Raw genomic sequence first — 18948 nt, 5'->3', positions numbered from 1 at the left:
CTGTCATTCATGGGGCGGGCAGCGTATGTCTGGCTCTGCCCTCCTCAGCAGTTCCCGGCCAAGTGGATGACCTCCATAGGGCTGTTGGCACACTGAAAGCCGGTGCATTGAGGACGCCAGCGTAGCGTTAGCGGTTGCAACGCGCACTATGGTCGAATATCACCCCCCTTTAAATCCAAGATCAAGTAAGAGATGCGGCTGGATGCGGTGGTTGAAATCAGATAGAGCCCCCAAAATTGCGAAAGGGGCCGCTGAACATGCAAAAGATCCTCTTAGCGCGACGATCAAGACTGCCGCTCGCCGCGTTACGAATTATTCGCTGTTCGATCCCGGAGTGTATTTGAGGATTAACGCTGATGTGGCTTCTGTTGGGATGGAGCCGTACGAGCATATGCTCAAATACGGATGCTTCGAAGGGCGGCAGATCTTTGACCCCCTGCGTATAGCCAAGCATGTAGGACAAATCGTCGGAGAAGCAAGCGACCATCAGGCGCTCCAGCCACTCACCGACACGCCTAGTCGGCGACCCAAGATTGTGGTGCTCTATAGCGCCCTTGGCAATTTTTTCATGCACAACGTTGCAATGCAGCTTGTTTCCGGTCTGCGCCGAGCAGGGGCAGATGCAGTTCTCCGCGACGAAAACAGTGAAGTTGGAGAAGCCTGCGATCACCGGATCATAGTCGCGCCTCACGAATTCTTCTACCAGACTCGCGGAGCCAAGTGGCGAACTGATCAGATATTGACCTCGTCATTTATGCTCTCAACGGAGCAAATCCAGACTTCTTGGTATGCAGAATCGTTCCCCTACTTGCTTGCCAGCAAGGGGGTAGTCGATATGTATTTTCATTCCATGCGCTTGTTGGAACAAAGTGGCGTGCCATGCACGCACTATGTGCCGAATCCTGGGCTGGAAGTTGCCAATTTTGACGGTTCGTTTGTCGAGCATCCCTTATTCAAAGCACTGCCTTCATCGGCAAAGGCGGTGCCGAACGTTGAGGACGAACTCCAAGAGAGGGCGTTGGACCTTTGTTTTGTGGGTGCAGAAAGTCCTCATAGGGATAAGACGCTGGCGCGTTGCGCATCAACGCTGGCAAAACATCGCTGCTATTTCTACTATCGGCGATTGAACCGCGGGCCGATCGCGGGGTCAGACCGTTCACTCGTTTCACTAGCAGCCCATGCTTCGGCGCATTCGAAGATTACCCTGAATTTGCACCGAGACTTTTTTGGCGCGTTCGAGTGGTTTCGAATTGTCCAACTTGGGATGTGCTCCGGGAGCCTCGTCCTGACGGAGCGTGGCTTACCTGCACCAGGTTTCAAGGCAGGTGTCCACTACATGGAGTGCGATGCGCGGCACATGGCGGAAGCTATCGACTGGTTACTTCATGAACCGGATGGCAAGTTGGAGGCCCAGAAGGTTCGTCGGCAAGCATCGGCCACCATTGCGAGCGACCACGCAGTCAATCGACAGGCCCGGGGCGTACTCGCATTTCTTGAGGCGAACCGATGACAGCGCTGCCCGTCAACAAATTCGACGTTCTTTTTAGCAGTGGTTCGGCTAACGTTCCCGATGACGCAATCGCCGTTGCGATAAGCTTATTTAATTACGAGACGTTCATTGTGGAGTGTCTGGATTCTGTTGCTGCGCAGATCTACAAAAACGTCGAGCTTATAGTTGTCGATGACTGCTCTACAGATGATGGTGCAATGGTGGTTGCTACCTGGATGGAAGCAAATGCGGGGCGCTTTGTCAGCATTTCATTAATACGCCATTCCAGAAACAGGGGCCTAGCCAGTACGAGAAATACCGCATGCAACTATGCCAAAGCGCCGTACGTCTTCATTCTCGATGCCGACAATGAAATATATCCTCGTGCACTTGCTCGCCTAAAGGAAGCACTCGACGATACTGGGGGCGGCGCCGCCTATTCTCAGCTGGAGTTCTTTGGCGATCTCAAGCGAATTGGCGACGGCGACATCTGGCGCAAAGAAACCTTCATCAACGGCAATTACGTAGATGCAATGGCGCTTGTCCGCAAGGACGTGATCCAGCAGGTAGGCGGATACACTCACATCGAAGGTGGCTGGGAAGATTATGACTTTTGGTGCAAGTTGATTGAACGCGGTATTGACGCGGTTTTCGTTCCCGAGTTGCTTTGCAGGTACCGAGTTCACGGCAACTCGATGTTGCGGACTGATACTAACAGGAATGCTGCAGATGTGTTGCTGCAGGTCCAAATGCGCCATCCGTGGCTTAACTTCTAACCGACTTGTAGTTGGTTGGTAAATCCGACGCGTGCGAGGGAAAATCGTGACCGCAACTAAGAAAAATATCCAGCTCTTTGTGCCGACATTTCGCGTCGACGAATGTCTCGAGGAGATTCGCGAATGCCTCGAAAAGGGGTGGACCGGACTGGGGTTTAAGACCTTGGATCTTGAAGAGCGGTGGAAAGAGTACACCGGTCTCCCTCATGCGCATTATCTCAACTCTGCAACGGCCGGGCTCCGCTACGCGGTCAAGCTCCTGAAGCAAAAGCACGGTTGGAGCGACGGTGATGAGATCATCAGCACGCCGATCACATTTGTTTCTACCAATCACGCTATTCTCTACGAGGATATGCGGGTGGTGTTCGCGGATGTCGATCATTTCGGCTGCCTAGACCCGGACAGCGTCGAAGCCGCTATCACGCCAAACACACGAGCGGTGATGTTCGTGGGCCTCGGCGGCAACACAGGTCAATACGACCGCATCGTCCAGATATGCCGTGAACGTGGGCTTCAGTTGATTCTTGATGCCGCGCACATGGCCGGCACCCGGCTTCGGGGCGTAACGCCGGGCCAGGAAGCGGATGCAGTCGTCTATTCGTTCCAGGCGGTCAAGAATTTGCCTACGGCAGATTCCGGGATGGTTTGCTTTCAGGATGGGGATCTCGACAAGCTCGTTCGGCAACTTTCGTGGCTCGGTATTGACAAGGACACGTTTACAAGGTCGCAAAGCGGCGGCGTGTATAAGTGGTACTATGATGTTCCGAGTTTGGGCTTCAAGGACCACGGCAACTCGATCATGGCGTCGATGGGGTTAGTCCAACTAAGGTACTTGGACCAAGACAACGCTTACAGACGGCAACTCGCTACTTGGTATGAAGGAGCGCTAAGTGGCGAAGTTGATTTCGTCCCTGTTGCTGAGGGGTGCGAGTCCTCACGGCATCTTTTCCAAGTTCGAGTACCACGGAGAGACGAAGTCCTAATGGCATTGAATGGTGCTGGCGTTTTCCCAGGTGTCCACTATCGGGACAATTCGGAGTTCACGATGTACGCAAACCAGGGGAAGCCATGTGAGCGTGCACGGAGTTTCTCCGACTCGGTCATTTCTTTGCCAATGCATCTGAGACTGACGCGGGCAGACGTAATGTTTGTATGCGAGACGCTTAAGCAAGTGCTCGCGGTACATTGAGACAGTGGCGGTGTTCGTACCTGACGATTTTCGCCGGTCTATCGAGGGCAAGCGAGTTCAACTCATTCCCATGTCTTTCGCCGATACGCATTCCATCGTGCGCTGGCGAAATGACCCGGACATCGCGGCTTGGTTCGTGAGCCAGCACAAGTTCACTGCAGAGGGACATGAGCGTTGGCTCGGGTCGAAACTGACGTCTCCTGAGGACTTCAACTGGGTCCTCGCAGAAAAGGGCGGGCCGAAAATCGGCGCGCTCTCAATCTACAACGTCGATGCTGTCGCGGGCAGCGCCGAATTTGGACGCCTCATGGTTGGGGAGGCGAGCCATCGAGGCAGGGGGTTTGCAAAGGAGGCTTGCACTGTGTTGCTTGCACATGCTTTGGCAAGCGGTCTCTCGAACATCTTTCTTGATGTAAAGGAGGCGAATCAAGGTGCGATCCGCCTTTATCTCGCCCTAGGGTTTGAACCCAGGCAGGCAAATGCAGAAGGCCTGGTTCGGATGACGCTGCAGACCCGATAGGTGCTACCCCGGAAAGGGGCTGCTATTTTGCAAGTGTCAGGATGCAGCGCGCAACGTGTGCATCGTCATCGCGATACTTGGCGAAGCCGAAACCTTCGACAAAATACTTCACCGCGAAGCCGCTTGCTGTGGCCCGACTTAAGAAGTCGAACGGGTCGACGAAACGTCGATAGTGTTGCGGGGTCACTTTGGTTTGTTGGCGGTCCCGGTGTGTACGAAATTCTACTGCGAACATGCCTTCTCGTTGAGACAGTATGCTGCGTGCATGGGATAGAAGCGCAGCTTCGGTAGCGTCGGGGATCGCGTGCAACAAGAAGCGAGCATAGACGAGTACATTATCCGAATTGCCCAACTTCGATAGTACCAACTTTTCGCACTCGTCGTGGGCGATGTTTGCTACATTGAAGTCAGCAGGGGCACCTAGTCTGGCGGCCTTCTCGCGGCACCCCGCAATCGCTTCAGAACTAGCATCGAACCCGATAACCTTGCGACCTGTACCGGCAAAGAATAAACTGTCACGGCCATTTCCGCACCCAAAGTCGACTACGTAATGGGCATCTGACGCCTCCCCAGCCGCGAATACAGCGAACTGAGAAGGTAGGAGCGGTGCTGAGTCGACCGAGTAGAAACGATCCCAGTATTCGCCCTGATCTTCAATCAATGATTGTGTCAATTTCTCGTTCTCGCGTCTAGCAGGTAGTTAGCCAGCCACGAATATCAACAATGGCTTAGATTCGATAGCTGAAATGTTCGATGTTATGTTGACAGCTGGTTGCATGTCACGCAGTTAGAATTATGGCTAGGCACACGTCACCGAAGCGCTTTCTTGAACAAGTTCAGCTGCTAGATCCAGCGACCCAAGTCGTTGCGTTCGCAATCGCGGGTGCTTTGCGATGTGGGCTCGATCCGGCCAAGGCCTACAACCTTGCCATCAAGGGTTGGCAAATGGGGGCTACTCAGGCTGGGATCACGGCTCTAAGACCGCTGATCAACGAGTCCTTCTTGAAAGAACGGGAACTCGAATGGACCGCCCATGGTTTCATGAGGTCGTTTCGTTTTTGGTCTCGCGCCGAAAAGGCGGCATACCTTGAGTTTGCGAACCAAGTCACCGCCACTATCGCGGACAAGCTATCTCCGAACGTCTGCCTAGGCTATGGGGCCGCATTGGCGATCGCGCGAAGTAATGATCTCATTCCACACGATGATGATCTGGACCTTATCGTCGCAATGCCCCTAGCTGAATACGGCTCTATCACCGCTGCCGTGAAGGCTGTGGAGGATACCTTGAGCACTGCCGGATATGTATGTGAAGGCAGCTATGTCAGCCACCGACATGTGGCTCTTCCTGGCGGCTACTGCATAGATGTCTTCGTTGGGGTGGAGGAGGACGGGCTTTTCACGTCGTATCCAGGGCCCAGGCGCGTTTTGAAGATGGATGATGTGTTCCCGACGGGCACGAAGCAATTGTTCGGCCAGGATTGCGCAGTGCCTCGTGATCTCGAACGATATATTTCCGTAGTGTACGGCGAAAATTGGCGCGAGCCAGACCCCGGGTTTTCGCACAACTGGGATCGCGAGGCATTCGGGGACCTCATACCACCTGCTTGATCAGATTAGACAGAGTTGGCTTGGGGTTGGCTTTTCTGAAGTGCGAACCTGAGTTCGGCTACTTGGTCTTCGAGCTTCTTGATGTACTTCTTCTTCTCGGCATTCCCGTATTCCAGGCGGTCGACATATCGGGTCATCTCGGCCTGTTGAGCCAAGACTCGCTTGTTGATCTGCATGCCAAACCACTTGCAGATGCTTTCGGGGGATGCCGCCAAGAATCCCGCACCCGATAGTACTTCGACTGCGACGTGCATCTGACCGGTGGCCATGGCGTGCTGCACCACGACATAGCAGAAGTCTTCAATATTCTCGTCATTGACGCAAGGCGGCTTTGAGAACGCATTCCAATTGGAGCGGTTACCAATTTTCAGGAACTGGTCGCGATCCAACGATCGATATTCGTCCGACAGCGATTTGCTCAGGAAGACGCTATTACCGAGAGAATCGGCAAGCGTGCCGCCATGCTCTTCAGCAACCACCACATCGGTGAAACTAAAACGGAAATGGGCGGATGCTCGAATCCACATGTCGTAATCGCAGATCCGCTTGAGCAGGACATGGGGGTCAAGCCAGCCACATCTGTCAAAGACCTCTCTTTTGATCAGCGTCGCGCAGTTGGCGATGTAGTTTTCTTCGAGCAATCGTTCCCGTGAAAAAGCTTCGCCAAGAGACCGCATGCCGGCTGTACTAGAGACCAACGCGCTGCCGTATACGACACCAGCTCCAGACTCGAGAGAATGCTCATGGAGCACTGAAAGTAGATCGGGCTTCCATTCGCAGTCATCGAACTGCCAAGCTATGTACCGTCCGGCGCTCTGAACTAATGCCTCTGCAGTCGTTAGCGCCGGCAGACCAACGTTTTGGTCAAAGCGAATATGCTTGACCCGAGGATCAAGTGCGCAGAAGCGGCGAATGGTGTCGTCGGAGCCGTCGCTCGAACCATCATCAACGACCAGTAGCTCAAAATCCCGGAAGTCTTGTGCAAGCACGCTTTCGATCGACTTCGACAGCATGCCATTTTTGTTTCGGGAGAAAGTGGGGAGCAAAATGGAAACTTCAGTCATAGCAATCCGGCGCGGTTTGGCAGATCGTCATTTTTAGGGGAGATAGGTGCCAGAATGTCTCTGGCGAGCGGTTTCAGAAAACGTTGATATAGCGCTTGATCAGCGGCGCCGAAGGCTAGGCCCGCGCATCCTCCAATTACAAGCAACAAGCAGACTGCGGCCCCGACTGACCAACCGGTGATCGCCGGTGAGAAAACGCTGATTATTGGCATATGCAGCAGGTACAACCCATATGATGAGTTCCCCGCATTTTCGAGCCAGCTAGGAACAAGTTTGGGACTGGCGGAAATCCCAAGCGCGACGGCCGATACGCAGAGCATTGCCAAACCTAAATATGGCGCTGGCCACCCACCGAAGATCAGCGATGTTACGGAGACAATGAGAGTTAGAACCGCCAAGGGCAGGTAGTCCTTCGTCATCATCGATGATGCTAGTATGTAGCCGAATGTGAAGAATATGTTGACTGGTGCTAGGACAATCTGGGCCAGAGTTGGGTTGGCGACTGGTACCTCAATACCAGCAGCCCCAGAAACAAGAATGACAGCTGCCCACCCGATCATGAGCCAGACGCGAGTGTAATGCGTTGTTCCGGCCAACATCGCAACCCAAAGCACGGCATAGAACTGCACTTCGTAGATCAATGTCCAGTATGGCACTTGGAAGGTGTTGTTGAGCTGACCTGTGGCTATAAGCAAAAGCGAAAAGTCCTTTGACAGTACTGGCGCCGAGCCAGCAAGCGAAAGGATTATGCCTGCGACCAATAGCGCGAGAAGGTAGGTCGGATAGATCCTTAGCACCCGGGAGAGTGCAAACTTCTTTGCCGTATCGGTAGTGGTCGAAAAGGCCATCACCGCACCGGAGATGACGAAGAACATGAACACGCCGATGGTTCCGAGTTGCAGTTTATAGAACCAATCAACACTTACTCGGTTCGATACGGAGGCGAAATAAAAACTGTGTTGAATTAATACGAAAAACGCAGCAATGGCTCGTAGGGCTTGGAGCCCAGCATAGGTGCCACGATTAGCCATTACTCCCCCGTCCTCGCAACGCACTCCGTATATCGCAGTGAATCCATAACTGCCATGCACGATAGAGTGCAGCCAAGCATTTCGATCGCTTATTACCGGCTAGGATCGTAGCCGTCATTGGGTCAGGTTGCCCACTGCGCTCCCTCCCGCGACATTTCGATCTGGCGGCGCTGACCGGGATCGAAAGATCGCTGTCTGCTTGCCGTCCAGTCGAGACACGCAGATAGGGCGCAGCACGAATACTACCGGGTGAAAGGATCTCTTCTCCAATTCGGGGTTAGCCGTCTTCTTCACTGCGCGGACCTCCCTTGATCAGGGAAGGGGACCGAACAGTCTGTCCAGCTCCTTTCCCAGATGAGCCTCCAGAACGCACAGCTCCGCCTCGCTGAGGGGAACGGTGTCCGGCCAGTCGTCTGGCACGGCGGCCTCTTTGGCTGCGGATTTCGGCCTGCTGATAGTCGTACAGATCGGGTATATTTACCCGGGTATATTTACCTATGCCTTGGCGTTCGTTGGAAGTGTGAAAGGGTTGTCGAGTCATGACAGGCATAATGGCCCGACGACCGTCTGAGCCAAATAGCCCAATTCTACGGAGCAGCTTCGCGTAGGACTGGATAATACAGCGGTGTGTCGGCGGAATAGCATCAAATCGCGAGATTGGCTCTACAGCTCGTCCGGGATTGACAGGCCGCTGCCACTACGTGCGCTTCGTCGCGAAGATCTGCAATCGTGAAAGCCGGTCAGGGCCGCAGCTCCCAACCAAGCGTAAGACTTGACCGGCTCCGTCGGCCTAACAACGAGGGCCGAACTCGCGCAAAAAACACTCTCCGTTGGGCATCTTGCGGCCAATCCGAAGCAGATCGTACCGGGAGGCGCGGATTTGCGGCCACGGAAATGACAAGCAATCGTCCGCGGGCTTCGCATGACAGCATCAAGCTTGCCTGCCACGCCGGTGAGCGAGACCGCCTATGTTGTCGATAGTGCGTCGAGCAAAAAGCTCACTTGCGCAAATGCCTCTTGCTCGGCCTTGAGCGCTGTGAAATAGCCGATCTCACTGGCGGCCGCGTCAAACTGGGCTTGTCGGGCATCACAGCAGCCTAAATCCAAAACACCAATCAGCCGTCTTGGTCTAACCGAGGACAGCCTGTCGAGGCTCCATAGCTAGGGAAAAGGGGTTGTCGACCACCACTGACAGGACTTGGCCTGTTCGACTTCACCTTCGTAGCGGGGTGCCTTGTCCGAACGTGGCCATCTAACTGATGCTGCACGCAGCTTCATTTCCTGAAATTCCTGCTATCCACATGGCTGCTCGCAGCAAGTTGACGCCCGGGCGTCAGGGCCGCGCCGGGGGGGGCTAGCGTGGCCGCAATGCGGTTCTTCATCCGTCCCGTTGTTTTTCTACAGGAATAAAAAATTCATCACAGTTGAATTGGCATCCGGAACCTGCTAGCTTTTGTCACAGGCAGCCAATCAGGTGAGGAAACCGGGATGTGCGGAATTGTAGGACTCTTTTTGAAGGACAAGTCGCTGGAGCCCCAATTGGGCGCATTGCTGTCCGAAATGCTTGTAACCATGACCGATCGTGGCCCCGATAGCGCCGGCATTGCCATCTACGGCGGCGGCACAAAAGGTCATGCCAAGGTCACCATCCAGTCGGCCAATCCGGATGTGGACTTCAAGGGTCTCGACGCCGAGCTCGGCAAGAAGATCGGCGCCAAGGTTTCGTCGACGGTGAAGTCGACCCACGCCGTGCTCGACGTGCCGACCGAAAAGGTCGCGGAAGCTCGTGCGGCACTTGCCGAACTGCGCCCCAACGTCCGTGTCATGGGCGCCGGCGAAGCGATCGAAATCTACAAGGAAGTCGGCCTGCCGGTCGAAGTCGTGAAGCGCTTCGACGTCACCAAGATGAGCGGCAGCCACGGTATCGGCCATACCCGCATGGCCACCGAATCCGCCGTCACCACGCTCGGCGCGCACCCGTTCTCGACCGGCCCCGACCAGTGCCTGGTGCATAACGGCTCGCTGTCGAACCACAACAACCTGCGCCGCGAGCTGATCCGCGACGGCATGCGCTTCGAAACGGAAAACGACACCGAAGTTGCCGCAGCCTATCTGTCCTCGAAGATCGCGCACGGCCAGAACCTCGGTGAGGCGCTGGAAAGCAGCCTGAACGACCTCGACGGCTTCTTCACCTTCGTCGTCGGCACCAAGAACGGCTTCGGCGTCGTCCGCGACCCGATCTCCTGCAAGCCCGCCGTCATGGCCGAAACCGACCAGTACGTCGCCTTCGGCTCCGAGTATCGCGCCCTCGCCAATCTGCCAGGCATCGAAGACGCCAAGGTCTGGGAGCCCGAGCCGTCCACCGTCTATTTCTGGGAGCACTGAGATTATGCATTCAACAAATCTTGCGACCGCGCCTCTGCACCAGGCCAACTACGCGCCGAAGACCTTCGATCTGTCCAAGATCACTTTGCGCGAGTTCAACCAGGCTCTTCACAATGTGAAGGATGCCGCCGGTGAATCGAACTGGGAGGTTCTCAACCCCAAGGGCAGCCACGCCGTTGCCGTCGGCGCCGAACACGCGATCTCGATCGATGTGCAGGGTTCCGTTGGCTACTATTGCGGCGGCATGAACCAGAACAGCACGATCACCGTGCATGGTTCGGCCGGCCCCGGCGTCGGTGAAAACATGATGTCGGGCACGATCATCGTGAAGGGCGACGCCAGCCAGTACGCCGGCGCCACCGGCCGCGGCGGCCTGCTCGTCATCGAAGGCAACGCCTCGTCGCGCTGCGGCATCTCGATGAAGGGCATCAACATCGTCGTCCGTGGCAATATCGGCCACATGTCGGCCTTCATGGCCCAGTCGGGCAACCTCGTCGTCCTCGGCGATGCCGGCGATGCGCTGGGCGACTCGATCTACGAAGCCCGCCTGTTCGTGCGCGGCTCGGTGAAGAGCCTCGGCGCCGACTGCATCAAGAAGGAAATGCGCCCCGAGCACATTGCCATCCTGAAGGACCTGCTTGATCGCGCCGGCATCACCGACGTCAAGCCGGAAGAGTTCTCGCGCTACGGTTCTGCGCGGACGCTCTACAACTTCAACATCGACAACGCCGACGCTTACTGAGGAACACTATGAGCTATCACAATCCTCCGACGACGCCACGCAAGTCGGCCACGTTCGATGAATACGCGATGTCCGAAATCCGTCGCGCCGCAGCGACTGGTATCTACGATATCCGCGGCTCCGGCGCCAAGCGCAAGGTCCCGCATTTCGACGACCTTCTGTTCCTCGGCGCCTCGATCTCGCGCTATCCGCTCGAAGGCTACCGTGAAAAGTGCGACACGTCAGTCGTCCTGGGCACGCGTTTCGCCAAGAAGCCGATCGAGCTGAAGATCCCGATCACGGTTGCCGGCATGAGCTTCGGCTCGCTGTCGGGCCCGGCCAAGGAAGCGCTGGGCCGTGGCGCAACGCTCTCCGGCACCTCGACCACGACCGGCGACGGCGGCATGACCGAGGAAGAGCGCGGCCACTCCAAGCAGCTCGTCTACCAATACCTGCCGTCGCGCTACGGCATGAACCCGCGTGACCTGCGTCGCGCCGACGCCATCGAAATCGTTGTCGGCCAGGGCGCAAAGCCAGGCGGCGGCGGCATGCTCCTGGGTCAGAAGATTTCCGACCGTGTCGCCGAGATGCGCACGCTGCCCAAGGGCATCGACCAGCGCTCGGCCTGCCGCCACCCCGACTGGACCGGTCCGGACGATCTCGAGATCAAGATCCTCGAAATCCGCGAGATCACCGACTGGGAAAAGCCGATCTACGTCAAGGTCGGTGGCGCACGCCCCTATTATGACACGGCCCTTGCCGTGAAGGCCGGTGCCGACGTCGTCGTGCTCGACGGCATGCAGGGCGGCACGGCAGCAACCCAGGAAGTGTTCATCGAGCATGTCGGCCAGCCGACGCTTGCCTGTATCCGTCCGGCAGTGAAGGCGCTGCAGGATCTCGGCATGCACCGCAAGGTTCAGCTCATCGTCTCCGGTGGCATACGCAATGGTGCGGATGTGGCCAAAGCGCTGGCGCTCGGTGCCGATGCAGTATCGGTCGGTACCGCGGCACTTATCGCACTCGGCGACAACGACCCGCGTTGGGAGGATGAATACCAGAAGCTTGGCACCACCGCCGGTGCCTACGACGATTGGCACGAGGGCAAGGACCCGGCCGGCATCACCACGCAGGACGTCGAGCTGATGAAGCGCGTCGATCCGATCGCGGCTGGTCGCCGTCTGGCGAATTATCTGAAGGTCATGACGCTTGAGGCACAGACGATCGCCCGTGCCTGCGGCAAAAATCACCTGCACAATCTCGAGCCTGAAGATCTCTGCGCTCTTTCGATCGAAGCTGCCGCCATGGCTGGCGTGCCGCTTGCGGGGACAAGCTGGGTACCTGGTAAGGGTCCCTTTTAAAACCACGAGGATTGGGAGGAGCAATTCATGGGTACGGCCTTCGAAGCCAAAATCGATCAGTCAGAGGTGACCGATCTCAAAGAGTTCGCAAGGGCTCGCAACATCAGATACTTCATGGTCTCGTATACGGACCTGTTCGGCGGCCAGCGCGCCAAGCTGGTACCGGCCCAGGCCATTTCGGACATGCAGAAGGACGGAGCCGGCTTTGCCGGCTTCGCGACTTGGCTGGACCTCACGCCGGCGCACCCCGACATGCTTGCCGTGCCGGATCCGCTCTCGGTCATCCAGCTGCCCTGGCGGCCGGAAGTGGCCTGGCTCGCATCGGACTGCCTGATGGAAGGCAAGGGCGTTGCCCAGGCACCGCGCAACACGCTGAAGCGCCTTGTCGCCGAAGCCGCCAAGGAAGGCATGCGCGTCAAGACCGGCGTCGAGCCGGAATTCTTCCTGACGACGCCGGATGGCAACCAGATCGCCGACGAGTACGATACCGCTGCAAAATCCTGCTACGATCAGCAGGCCGTGATGCGCCGCTTCGACGTCATCGCCGAAATCTGCGACGCCATGCTCGACCTCGGCTGGAAGCCCTACCAGAACGACCATGAGGACGCGAACGGCCAGTTCGAGATGAACTGGGAGTATGACGACGTCCTGCAGACCGCCGACAAGCACTCCTTCTTCAAGTTCATGGTTCGCTCGATCGCCGAAAAGCACGGCCTGCGCGCAACCTTCATGCCGAAGCCGTTCCAGGGGCTGACCGGCTCGGGCTGTCACGCCCACATCTCGGTGTGGGATCTTGCCGGCAAGTCCAATGCCTTCGCCGACAAGAACATGGAACTGGGTCTGTCGGAGAAGGGCCGCTACTTCCTCGGCGGCATCATGAAGCATGCTTCGGCGCTCGCCGCGATCTGCAACCCGACCGTCAACTCCTACAAGCGCATCAACGCACCGCGCACCGTCTCCGGTGCCACCTGGGCGCCGAACACGGTGACCTGGACCGGCAACAACCGCACCCACATGGTGCGTGTGCCCGGCCCTGGCCGCTTCGAACTGCGTCTGCCCGACGGCGCGGCCAATCCGTACCTGATGCAGGCGATCATCATCGCCGCCGGCCTCAGCGGCATTCGCTCCAAGGCCGATCCCGGTCCGCGCAGCGACGTCGACATGTACCGCGAGGGCCACACCGTCACCCACGGTGCCAAGCTGCCGCTCAACCTGCTCGACGCACTGCGCGCCTATGACGAAGACAGCGAGCTGAAGGCCGCGATGGGCGAGGAGTTCTCCGCCGCCTACATCAAGCTCAAGCACCAGGAGTGGAACTCCTACGCGTCGCACTTCACCCAGTGGGAACGCGACCACACGCTGGACGTCTGAGGCACCCAAACAGGTACCGCGCCCGGTCTTGAAGGCCGGGCGCGGGCCTCGGATACACCTCACATTTCGCCGGAACACATGCGATGAAATATTCGATCTTCTCACTCGCCAAGGCTGCATTGTCGGGCCACAAGGGCTGGACCCGGGCCTGGCGCGATCCGGCGCCCAAGAGCCACTACGACGTGATCATCATCGGCGGTGGCGGCCATGGTTTGGCGACGGCGTATTTCCTCGCCAACGAATACGGCATCCGCAACGTTGCGGTGCTGGAAAAGGGCTGGATCGGCTCCGGCAATGCCGGCCGAAACACCACCATCATCCGCTCCAACTACGGTCTTCCCGGCAATACCGGCTTCTACGAGATGTCGATGAAGCTGTGGGAGCGCATGGAGCAGGATCTCAATTACAACGCGATGGTTTCCCAGCGCGGCATCATCAACCTCTACCACTCCGATGCCCAGCGCGACGCCTTTGCCCGTCGCGGCAACACCATGCGGATCAACGGCATCGACGCCGAACTGCTCGACGCGGTGCAGATCCGCAAGGAACTGCCGTTCCTCAATTATGACAGCCCGCGCTTCCCGATCATGGGCGGCCTGATGCAGCGCCGCGGCGGCACCGCCCGCCATGACGCGGTCGTCTGGGGCTACGCCCGCGCCGCCGACCAGCGCGGCGTCGACATCATCCAGAACTGCGAAGTCACCGGCTTCGTGCGCGACCACAACGGCAAGATCACCGGCGTCGAGACGTCGCGCGGCAAGATCAGCGCCGGCAAGGTCGGCATGGCGGTCGCCGGCAACACCTCCCGCGTGGCGGCGATGGCCGGCATGAAGCTGCCGATCGAAAGCCATGTGCTGCAGGCCTTCGTCTCCGAAGCGATCAAGCCGCTGATCCCAGGTGTCATCACGTTCGGCGCCGGCCACTTCTATATCAGCCAGTCCGACAAGGGCGGCCTTGTCTTCGGCGGCGACCTCGACGGCTACAACTCCTACGCCCAGCGCGGCAACATGCCCGTCATCGAAGACGTTTGCGAAGGTGGCATGGCGGTCATGCCGATGATCGGCCGCGTCCGCATGCTGCGCCAGTGGGGCGGCATCATGGACATGTCGATGGACGGCACGCCGATCATCGACAAGACGCCGATCGATGGCCTCTACCTCAACGCCGGCTGGTGCTATGGCGGGTTCAAGGCGACGCCGGCTTCGGGCCTCGTCTTCGCCCACCTCTTGGCGCGCGACGAACCGCATCCGGAAGCGGCACGCTTCCGGCTCGACCGGTTCCGCCGCGGCGCGATGATCGATGAAAAGGGCCAGGGCGCCCAACCCAACCTGCACTGAAAGCGAGACTGGCGGAATGCGTATTGCATGTCCTTTCTGCGGCGAACGCGAGAACGGCGAGTTCACCTATCTCGGCGACGCTTCGCCCAAGCGGCCCAACTTCGCAGTCGATAGCGGCGAAAGCCCCGAGGGCGTCGAGGATGCCTTCTACGACTACGTCTATCTGCGCGACAACGTCGCCGGCTACATGCGCGAGTACTGGTACCACGGTGGTGGCTGTCGCTCGTGGCTGATCGCCGAGCGCAACACGGTGACGCATGAATTCAGATCGGTGACCGCAGCCCCAGGCGTTGGCGCGGCCAAGCCGGTGCAGGCAGGAGAATAAAGATGTCGGGCTATTCCGGATCCGAACCGCTCGGCAGGACGGCCGCACTCGAGGGCGCGCCGACCAGCGCCCGCAGTCAGGCAGCTTCAGCCAGCCAGTCGCATCGCCTGCGCAGCGGCGGCCTGATCGACCGCCAGCAGCCGCTGCAGTTTTCGTTCGATGGCAAGGTCATGTCGGGCTTTGCCGGCGACACGCTGGCCTCGGCGCTCGTTGCCAACGGCGTCAAGCTGGTCGCACGCTCGTTCAAGTATCATCGCCCGCGCGGCATCATCACCGCAGGCTCCGAAGAGCCGAGCGCGCTGGTCGAGATGCGCAGCGGCGCCCGCAAGGAGCCGAACACCCGCGCCACTACGCAGGAGCTCTATGACGGGCTGGTTGCCCAGAGCCAGAACCGCTGGCCGTCGCTGCGCCGCGACTTCATGTCGATCAACCAGCTGGCCGCGCCGATCTTCGTTGCCGGCTTCTACTACAAGACCTTCATGTGGCCGGCGAAGTTCTGGGAGAAGGTCTACGAGCCGCTGATCCGCCGTGCGGCTGGTCTCGGCAAGAGCGCCGTGCTGCCCGATCCAGACCATTACGACAAGGCCTGGGCGCATTGTGACGTGCTCGTCATCGGTGGTGGTGCCGCTGGTCTTTCGGCTGCCCTGGCGGCTGGCCGCGCCGGTTCGCGCGTCATCCTCGTCGAGGAGGACAGCCGTCTCGGCGGTCGTCTGCTCAGCGACGGTGGCGAGATCGACGGCATGCATGCCGAGGAGTGGGTGCGGCGTACGACCGACGAACTCACAGCCCTTCCGAATGTCCGCATCATGGTCCGCACGGCGCTGTTCGGTGTCTATGATGGCGGCGTCTATGCCGCGCTCGAGCGTGTCAACGACCATGTTCCGGTGCCGGGTCCGCATCAGGTCCGCCAGCGTGTCTGGCGCATCGTCGCCAAGCGTTCTGTGGTGACGGCAGGCGCCATCGAGCGGCCGATCGTTTTCCCGGGCAACGACCGTCCGGGCGTGATGATGGCATCCGCCGTGCGCACCTATGTCCACCGCTTCGCGGCGATGCCGGGCCGCAAGGTGGCGCTGTTCACCAACAATGACGACGGCTGGCGCACTGTTGAGGCGATCCAGCAGGCCGGCGGCGACATCGCTGCCGTGATCGATCCGCGCGGCAAGGTGCCGGCGGAATACCAGGCGCTGGCAGAGCTTTCCGACCTGCGCGTGCTTTCGGGCGGCGTCTCCGACGTCAAGGGTGGCGTCGACGGCGTGCGCGGCGTTGTCGTCACCGACGGCAGCGGCCGTACGCAGCAGATCGACGCCGACTGCCTCGCCGTCTCCGGCGGCTGGAACCCGAATGTCGGACTGTCCTGCTTCCATCGTGGCCGGCCGGTCTGGCGCGACGACATCGCCGCCTTCGTTCCCGGCGATTCGCCGAAGGGCATGACCACTGCCGGTGCCGCCAATGGCGAGTTCTCGCTCGGTGCCTGCCTGCGTGATGGTCATGCGGCAGGTGCAGCCGCCGCCGCCGAATGCGGCGCATCCGGCAATGCCGGCGAGGCGTCGGAAGCCGGCGACGAAGTCTATGCGATCTCGCCGCTCTGGCAGGTCAAGGCCAAGGGCAAGGCCTTCGTCGACTTCCAGCACGACGTCACCGCGTCGGACGTGACGCTGGCGCAGCGCGAAGGTTTCGAAAGCGTCGAGCATCTCAAGCGCTATACCACGCTCGGCATGGCGACCGACCAGGGCAAGACGTCGAACATCACCGGCCTCGCCATCATGGCCGAAGCCACCGGCCGCACCATCCCGCAGACCGGCACGACGATCTACCGTCCGCCCTATGCGCCGGTGGCGATCGGCGCGCTCGCCGGCCATCACCGTGACGAAAACTTCCATGCCTGGCGCCTGACGCCGTCGCATCACTGGGCTGCTGCCCGGGGCGCGGTTTTCGTCGACACCGGCCTGTGGAAGCGCGCGCAGTGGTATCCGCAGCCGGGCGAAAAGGACTGGCTGGAGTCGGTGACCCGCGAAGTGCTGGCCGTGCGCAACGGCGTCGGCTTCTGCGACGTCTCCACCCTCGGCAAGGTCGATGTCCGCGGTGCGGACGCCGGCACCTTCCTCGACCGCGTCTATATCAATGCCTTTTCGTCGCTTGCCGTGGGCAAGGCGCGTTACGGCCTGATGCTGCGCGAGGACGGCATTGTCATGGACGACGGCACGACCTCGCGTATCGCCGAAGACCACTACTTCCTGACCACGACCACGGCCAAGGCCGGCCCTGTGATGGCGCATCTCGAATTTTGCCGCCAGGTGCTCTGGCCTGAACTCGACGTGCAACTGTCGTCGGCTTCGGACCAGTGGGCGCAGTTCTCGATTGCTGGGCCCAACACCCGCAAGCTGCTCCAGGAACTTGTCGATCCGTCCGAGGACATGTCCAACGAAGGTTTCCCCTTCATGGGCGCCCGCGAGGTCAAGCTGCGCGGCGGCGTCACTGCCCGCTTGTTCCGCATCTCGTTCTCAGGTGAAATCGCCTTCGAAATTTCGGTCCCGGCTCGTTATGGCGCTGCCATGGCGCAGAACCTGATGATCGCCGGCCGCGACCTGGGCGTCACGCCCTATGGCACCGAAGCCCTGGGTGTGATGCGCATCGAAAAGGGCCACGTCGCCGGCCCCGAGCTCAACGGCACCACGACCGCCGACGATCTCGGCCTCGGCAAGATGATGTCGAAGAAGAAGGACTTCATCGGCCGCGTCATGGCCGGTCGCGAAGCACTGACGGCACCTGACCGCCAGGTCGTCGTCGGCATCAAGCCGCTCGACCAGAAGCGTCGCCTGCGCTCCGGCGCCCATGTCGTTCCCAAGGGCGCGATCCCCGGTCCGGAAACCGACCAGGGCTACGTCACCTCGGTCTGCTATTCGCCGATGCTGGAACAGTGGATCGGCCTTGGCCTGGTCGAACGCGGCCGCGAGCGTTTCGGCGAAGTCGTGCGCATCCACGACCCGTTGCGCAGCGAAGACTACGAAGCCGAAATCTGCAACCCAGTCTTCTACGATCCAGAAGGAGCGCGCCAGCGTGGTTGATTATCTCTGGAACACCCAATCGCCGTTGCAGAAGGCGCTTGTTCCCGGCCGCCATGGCGCCGCCGGCGCACATGCCGGCGTGACGCTCAATGAAGTGCGCGATATCGTGCTGGTGCAGGTCATGGCCCGGCGCGGCAAGGCAGCAGAGACGGCCAAAGCCGCCAAGAAGCTGTTCGGCATCGAGGCGCCGGCTACGCCCAAGGCTGTCACCGGCAAGACGGCGACGCTGATCTGGTCGGGCCCCGATCAGTTCACGGTCATTGCGCCCCGGACCGACGAGGCGTCGCAGCTTGCGGCCATGGTGCAGGTCTTTGCCGGATCAGCATCTTTGTCCGACCAGTCGGATGGCCGCTGCTTGATCCGGGTTTCAGGCCCACGTGGCCGCGACGCCATCGCCAAATTCTCGTCGCTCGATCTGCATGACCTGGCCTTTCCGGTCGGCGCAGCGGCGAACACGTCGGTCGACCACACGGCAGTCAACTTGTGGCGCGACGCAAATGGCGCTGACGGGCATCCTGTCTACAACATGCTGGTGTTCACCAGCTTTGCCGACAGCCTGTGGCACACCATCGTGGACTCGTCGCTGGAATATGGCGTCGAGGCGGCGAGCGCCCGGGCGGCCTGACGCGCCAAACGTTCCAGGAGATACAAAGCCCTGTTCCAGCGAGCGGGGCTTTTTTCGCTTGGCTCGCTGGTTCGCGAGGGCAGG

The 18948-nt window shown here is 59.5% G+C and carries 16 protein-coding genes; 13 read left to right on the top strand and 3 right to left on the bottom strand.

From position 1 onward, the window contains the following. The first annotated feature begins 211 nt into the window (after window positions 1-211). Genes N7E70_RS29025 through N7E70_RS29010 form a run of 4 tightly spaced genes read left to right on the top strand, consistent with a single transcriptional unit; the run spans window position 212 to window position 3974 of the window. A complete protein-coding gene (locus N7E70_RS29025; protein WP_263008349.1) occupies window positions 212-1510 on the top strand; it encodes a hypothetical protein in 1299 nt (432 codons plus the stop codon). Continuing rightward, complete coding sequence (locus N7E70_RS29020; protein ID WP_263008348.1) at window positions 1507-2265, top strand: glycosyltransferase family 2 protein; 759 nt, start codon at window positions 1507-1509, stop codon at window positions 2263-2265. The genes N7E70_RS29025 and N7E70_RS29020 overlap by 4 nt, the downstream gene beginning before the upstream one ends. A 46-nt stretch (window positions 2266-2311) precedes the next feature. Beyond that, the gene (locus N7E70_RS29015; RefSeq protein ID WP_263008347.1) at window positions 2312-3454 is read left to right on the top strand and encodes a DegT/DnrJ/EryC1/StrS family aminotransferase; all 1143 of its coding nucleotides are present in this window, start codon (window positions 2312-2314) and stop codon (window positions 3452-3454) included. Window positions 3455-3458: 4 nt separating this feature from the next. After that, window positions 3459-3974 (top strand): GNAT family N-acetyltransferase, encoded by a 516-nt coding sequence (locus N7E70_RS29010; protein ID WP_263008346.1) that lies wholly within the window; start codon window positions 3459-3461, stop codon window positions 3972-3974. A 22-nt stretch (window positions 3975-3996) separates the two neighbouring features. On the opposite strand, the gene N7E70_RS29005 is transcribed toward N7E70_RS29010, so the two are convergent. Further along, window positions 3997-4647, bottom strand: a complete 651-nt coding sequence (locus tag N7E70_RS29005; protein ID WP_263008345.1) for a class I SAM-dependent methyltransferase — start codon at window positions 4645-4647, stop codon at window positions 3997-3999. 122 nt (window positions 4648-4769) lie between these two features. On the opposite strand from N7E70_RS29005, the gene N7E70_RS29000 reads away from it, so the two are divergent. Then, the gene (locus N7E70_RS29000; RefSeq protein ID WP_263008344.1) at window positions 4770-5582 is read left to right on the top strand and encodes a hypothetical protein; all 813 of its coding nucleotides are present in this window, start codon (window positions 4770-4772) and stop codon (window positions 5580-5582) included. A 5-nt stretch (window positions 5583-5587) separates the two neighbouring features. On the opposite strand, the gene N7E70_RS28995 is transcribed toward N7E70_RS29000, so the two are convergent. Further along, the gene (locus tag N7E70_RS28995; RefSeq protein ID WP_263008343.1) at window positions 5588-6646 is read right to left on the bottom strand and encodes a glycosyltransferase family 2 protein; all 1059 of its coding nucleotides are present in this window, start codon (window positions 6644-6646) and stop codon (window positions 5588-5590) included. Further along, entirely contained in the window at window positions 6643-7677 is a 1035-nt protein-coding gene (locus tag N7E70_RS28990; RefSeq protein ID WP_263008342.1) for an acyltransferase family protein, read from the bottom strand. Before N7E70_RS28990 ends, N7E70_RS28995 begins: the two co-directional genes overlap by 4 nt. Window positions 7678-9165: 1488 nt before the next feature. Between N7E70_RS28990 and N7E70_RS28985 the strand changes: the two genes are divergently transcribed. From N7E70_RS28985 to N7E70_RS28950, 8 genes are all read left to right on the top strand, one after another. Next, complete coding sequence (locus tag N7E70_RS28985) at window positions 9166-10062, top strand: class II glutamine amidotransferase (RefSeq protein ID WP_263008341.1); 897 nt, start codon at window positions 9166-9168, stop codon at window positions 10060-10062. Window positions 10063-10066: 4 nt separating this feature from the next. Continuing rightward, on the top strand, window positions 10067-10804 hold the full coding sequence (locus N7E70_RS28980; protein ID WP_067967917.1) for a GXGXG domain-containing protein: 738 nt from the start codon (window positions 10067-10069) through the stop codon (window positions 10802-10804). An 8-nt stretch (window positions 10805-10812) separates the two neighbouring features. Next, entirely contained in the window at window positions 10813-12141 is a 1329-nt protein-coding gene (locus N7E70_RS28975; protein ID WP_182576238.1) for an FMN-binding glutamate synthase family protein, read from the top strand. A 27-nt stretch (window positions 12142-12168) separates the two neighbouring features. Beyond that, window positions 12169-13512 carry a type III glutamate--ammonia ligase gene (gene glnT, locus N7E70_RS28970; RefSeq protein ID WP_115734727.1) on the top strand — a complete coding sequence of 448 codons (1344 nt, stop codon included), beginning with the start codon at window positions 12169-12171 and terminating at the stop codon, window positions 13510-13512. 83 nt (window positions 13513-13595) lie between these two features. After that, window positions 13596-14849 carry a sarcosine oxidase subunit beta family protein gene (locus N7E70_RS28965; protein ID WP_192320275.1) on the top strand — a complete coding sequence of 418 codons (1254 nt, stop codon included), beginning with the start codon at window positions 13596-13598 and terminating at the stop codon, window positions 14847-14849. Window positions 14850-14865: 16 nt separating this feature from the next. Then, window positions 14866-15174 (top strand): sarcosine oxidase subunit delta, encoded by a 309-nt coding sequence (locus N7E70_RS28960; RefSeq protein ID WP_067967931.1) that lies wholly within the window; start codon window positions 14866-14868, stop codon window positions 15172-15174. Window positions 15175-15176: 2 nt separating this feature from the next. Then, on the top strand, window positions 15177-18239 hold the full coding sequence (locus tag N7E70_RS28955) for a sarcosine oxidase subunit alpha family protein (protein WP_263008340.1): 3063 nt from the start codon (window positions 15177-15179) through the stop codon (window positions 18237-18239). Next, a complete protein-coding gene (locus tag N7E70_RS28950; protein WP_067967934.1) occupies window positions 18232-18864 on the top strand; it encodes a sarcosine oxidase subunit gamma in 633 nt (210 codons plus the stop codon). The genes N7E70_RS28955 and N7E70_RS28950 overlap by 8 nt, the downstream gene beginning before the upstream one ends. Window positions 18865-18948: the final 84 nt, after the last annotated feature.

Source organism: Aminobacter sp. NyZ550 (assembly GCF_025628925.2).
Lineage (GTDB): Bacteria > Pseudomonadota > Alphaproteobacteria > Rhizobiales > Rhizobiaceae > Aminobacter > Aminobacter ciceronei.
This window is presented reverse-complemented; position numbering and strand designations above follow the sequence as displayed.

What these genes read in the sequence shown, in the direction of transcription:
- N7E70_RS28975 (WP_182576238.1), top strand. Translation starts at nt 10,813, where the DNA reads ATGAGCTATCACAATCCTCCGACGACGCCACGCAAGTCGGCCACGTTC.
- N7E70_RS28965 (WP_192320275.1), top strand. Translation starts at nt 13,596, where the DNA reads ATGAAATATTCGATCTTCTCACTCGCCAAGGCTGCATTGTCGGGCCAC.
- N7E70_RS28985 (WP_263008341.1), top strand. Translation starts at nt 9,166, where the DNA reads ATGTGCGGAATTGTAGGACTCTTTTTGAAGGACAAGTCGCTGGAGCCC.
- N7E70_RS29020 (WP_263008348.1), top strand. Translation starts at nt 1,507, where the DNA reads ATGACAGCGCTGCCCGTCAACAAATTCGACGTTCTTTTTAGCAGTGGT.
- N7E70_RS29000 (WP_263008344.1), top strand. Translation starts at nt 4,770, where the DNA reads ATGGCTAGGCACACGTCACCGAAGCGCTTTCTTGAACAAGTTCAGCTG.
- glnT (WP_115734727.1), top strand. Translation starts at nt 12,169, where the DNA reads ATGGGTACGGCCTTCGAAGCCAAAATCGATCAGTCAGAGGTGACCGAT.
- N7E70_RS28995 (WP_263008343.1), bottom strand. Translation starts at nt 6,646, where the DNA reads ATGACTGAAGTTTCCATTTTGCTCCCCACTTTCTCCCGAAACAAAAAT.
- N7E70_RS28980 (WP_067967917.1), top strand. Translation starts at nt 10,067, where the DNA reads ATGCATTCAACAAATCTTGCGACCGCGCCTCTGCACCAGGCCAACTAC.
- N7E70_RS28990 (WP_263008342.1), bottom strand. Translation starts at nt 7,677, where the DNA reads ATGGCTAATCGTGGCACCTATGCTGGGCTCCAAGCCCTACGAGCCATT.
- N7E70_RS28960 (WP_067967931.1), top strand. Translation starts at nt 14,866, where the DNA reads ATGCGTATTGCATGTCCTTTCTGCGGCGAACGCGAGAACGGCGAGTTC.
- N7E70_RS28955 (WP_263008340.1), top strand. Translation starts at nt 15,177, where the DNA reads ATGTCGGGCTATTCCGGATCCGAACCGCTCGGCAGGACGGCCGCACTC.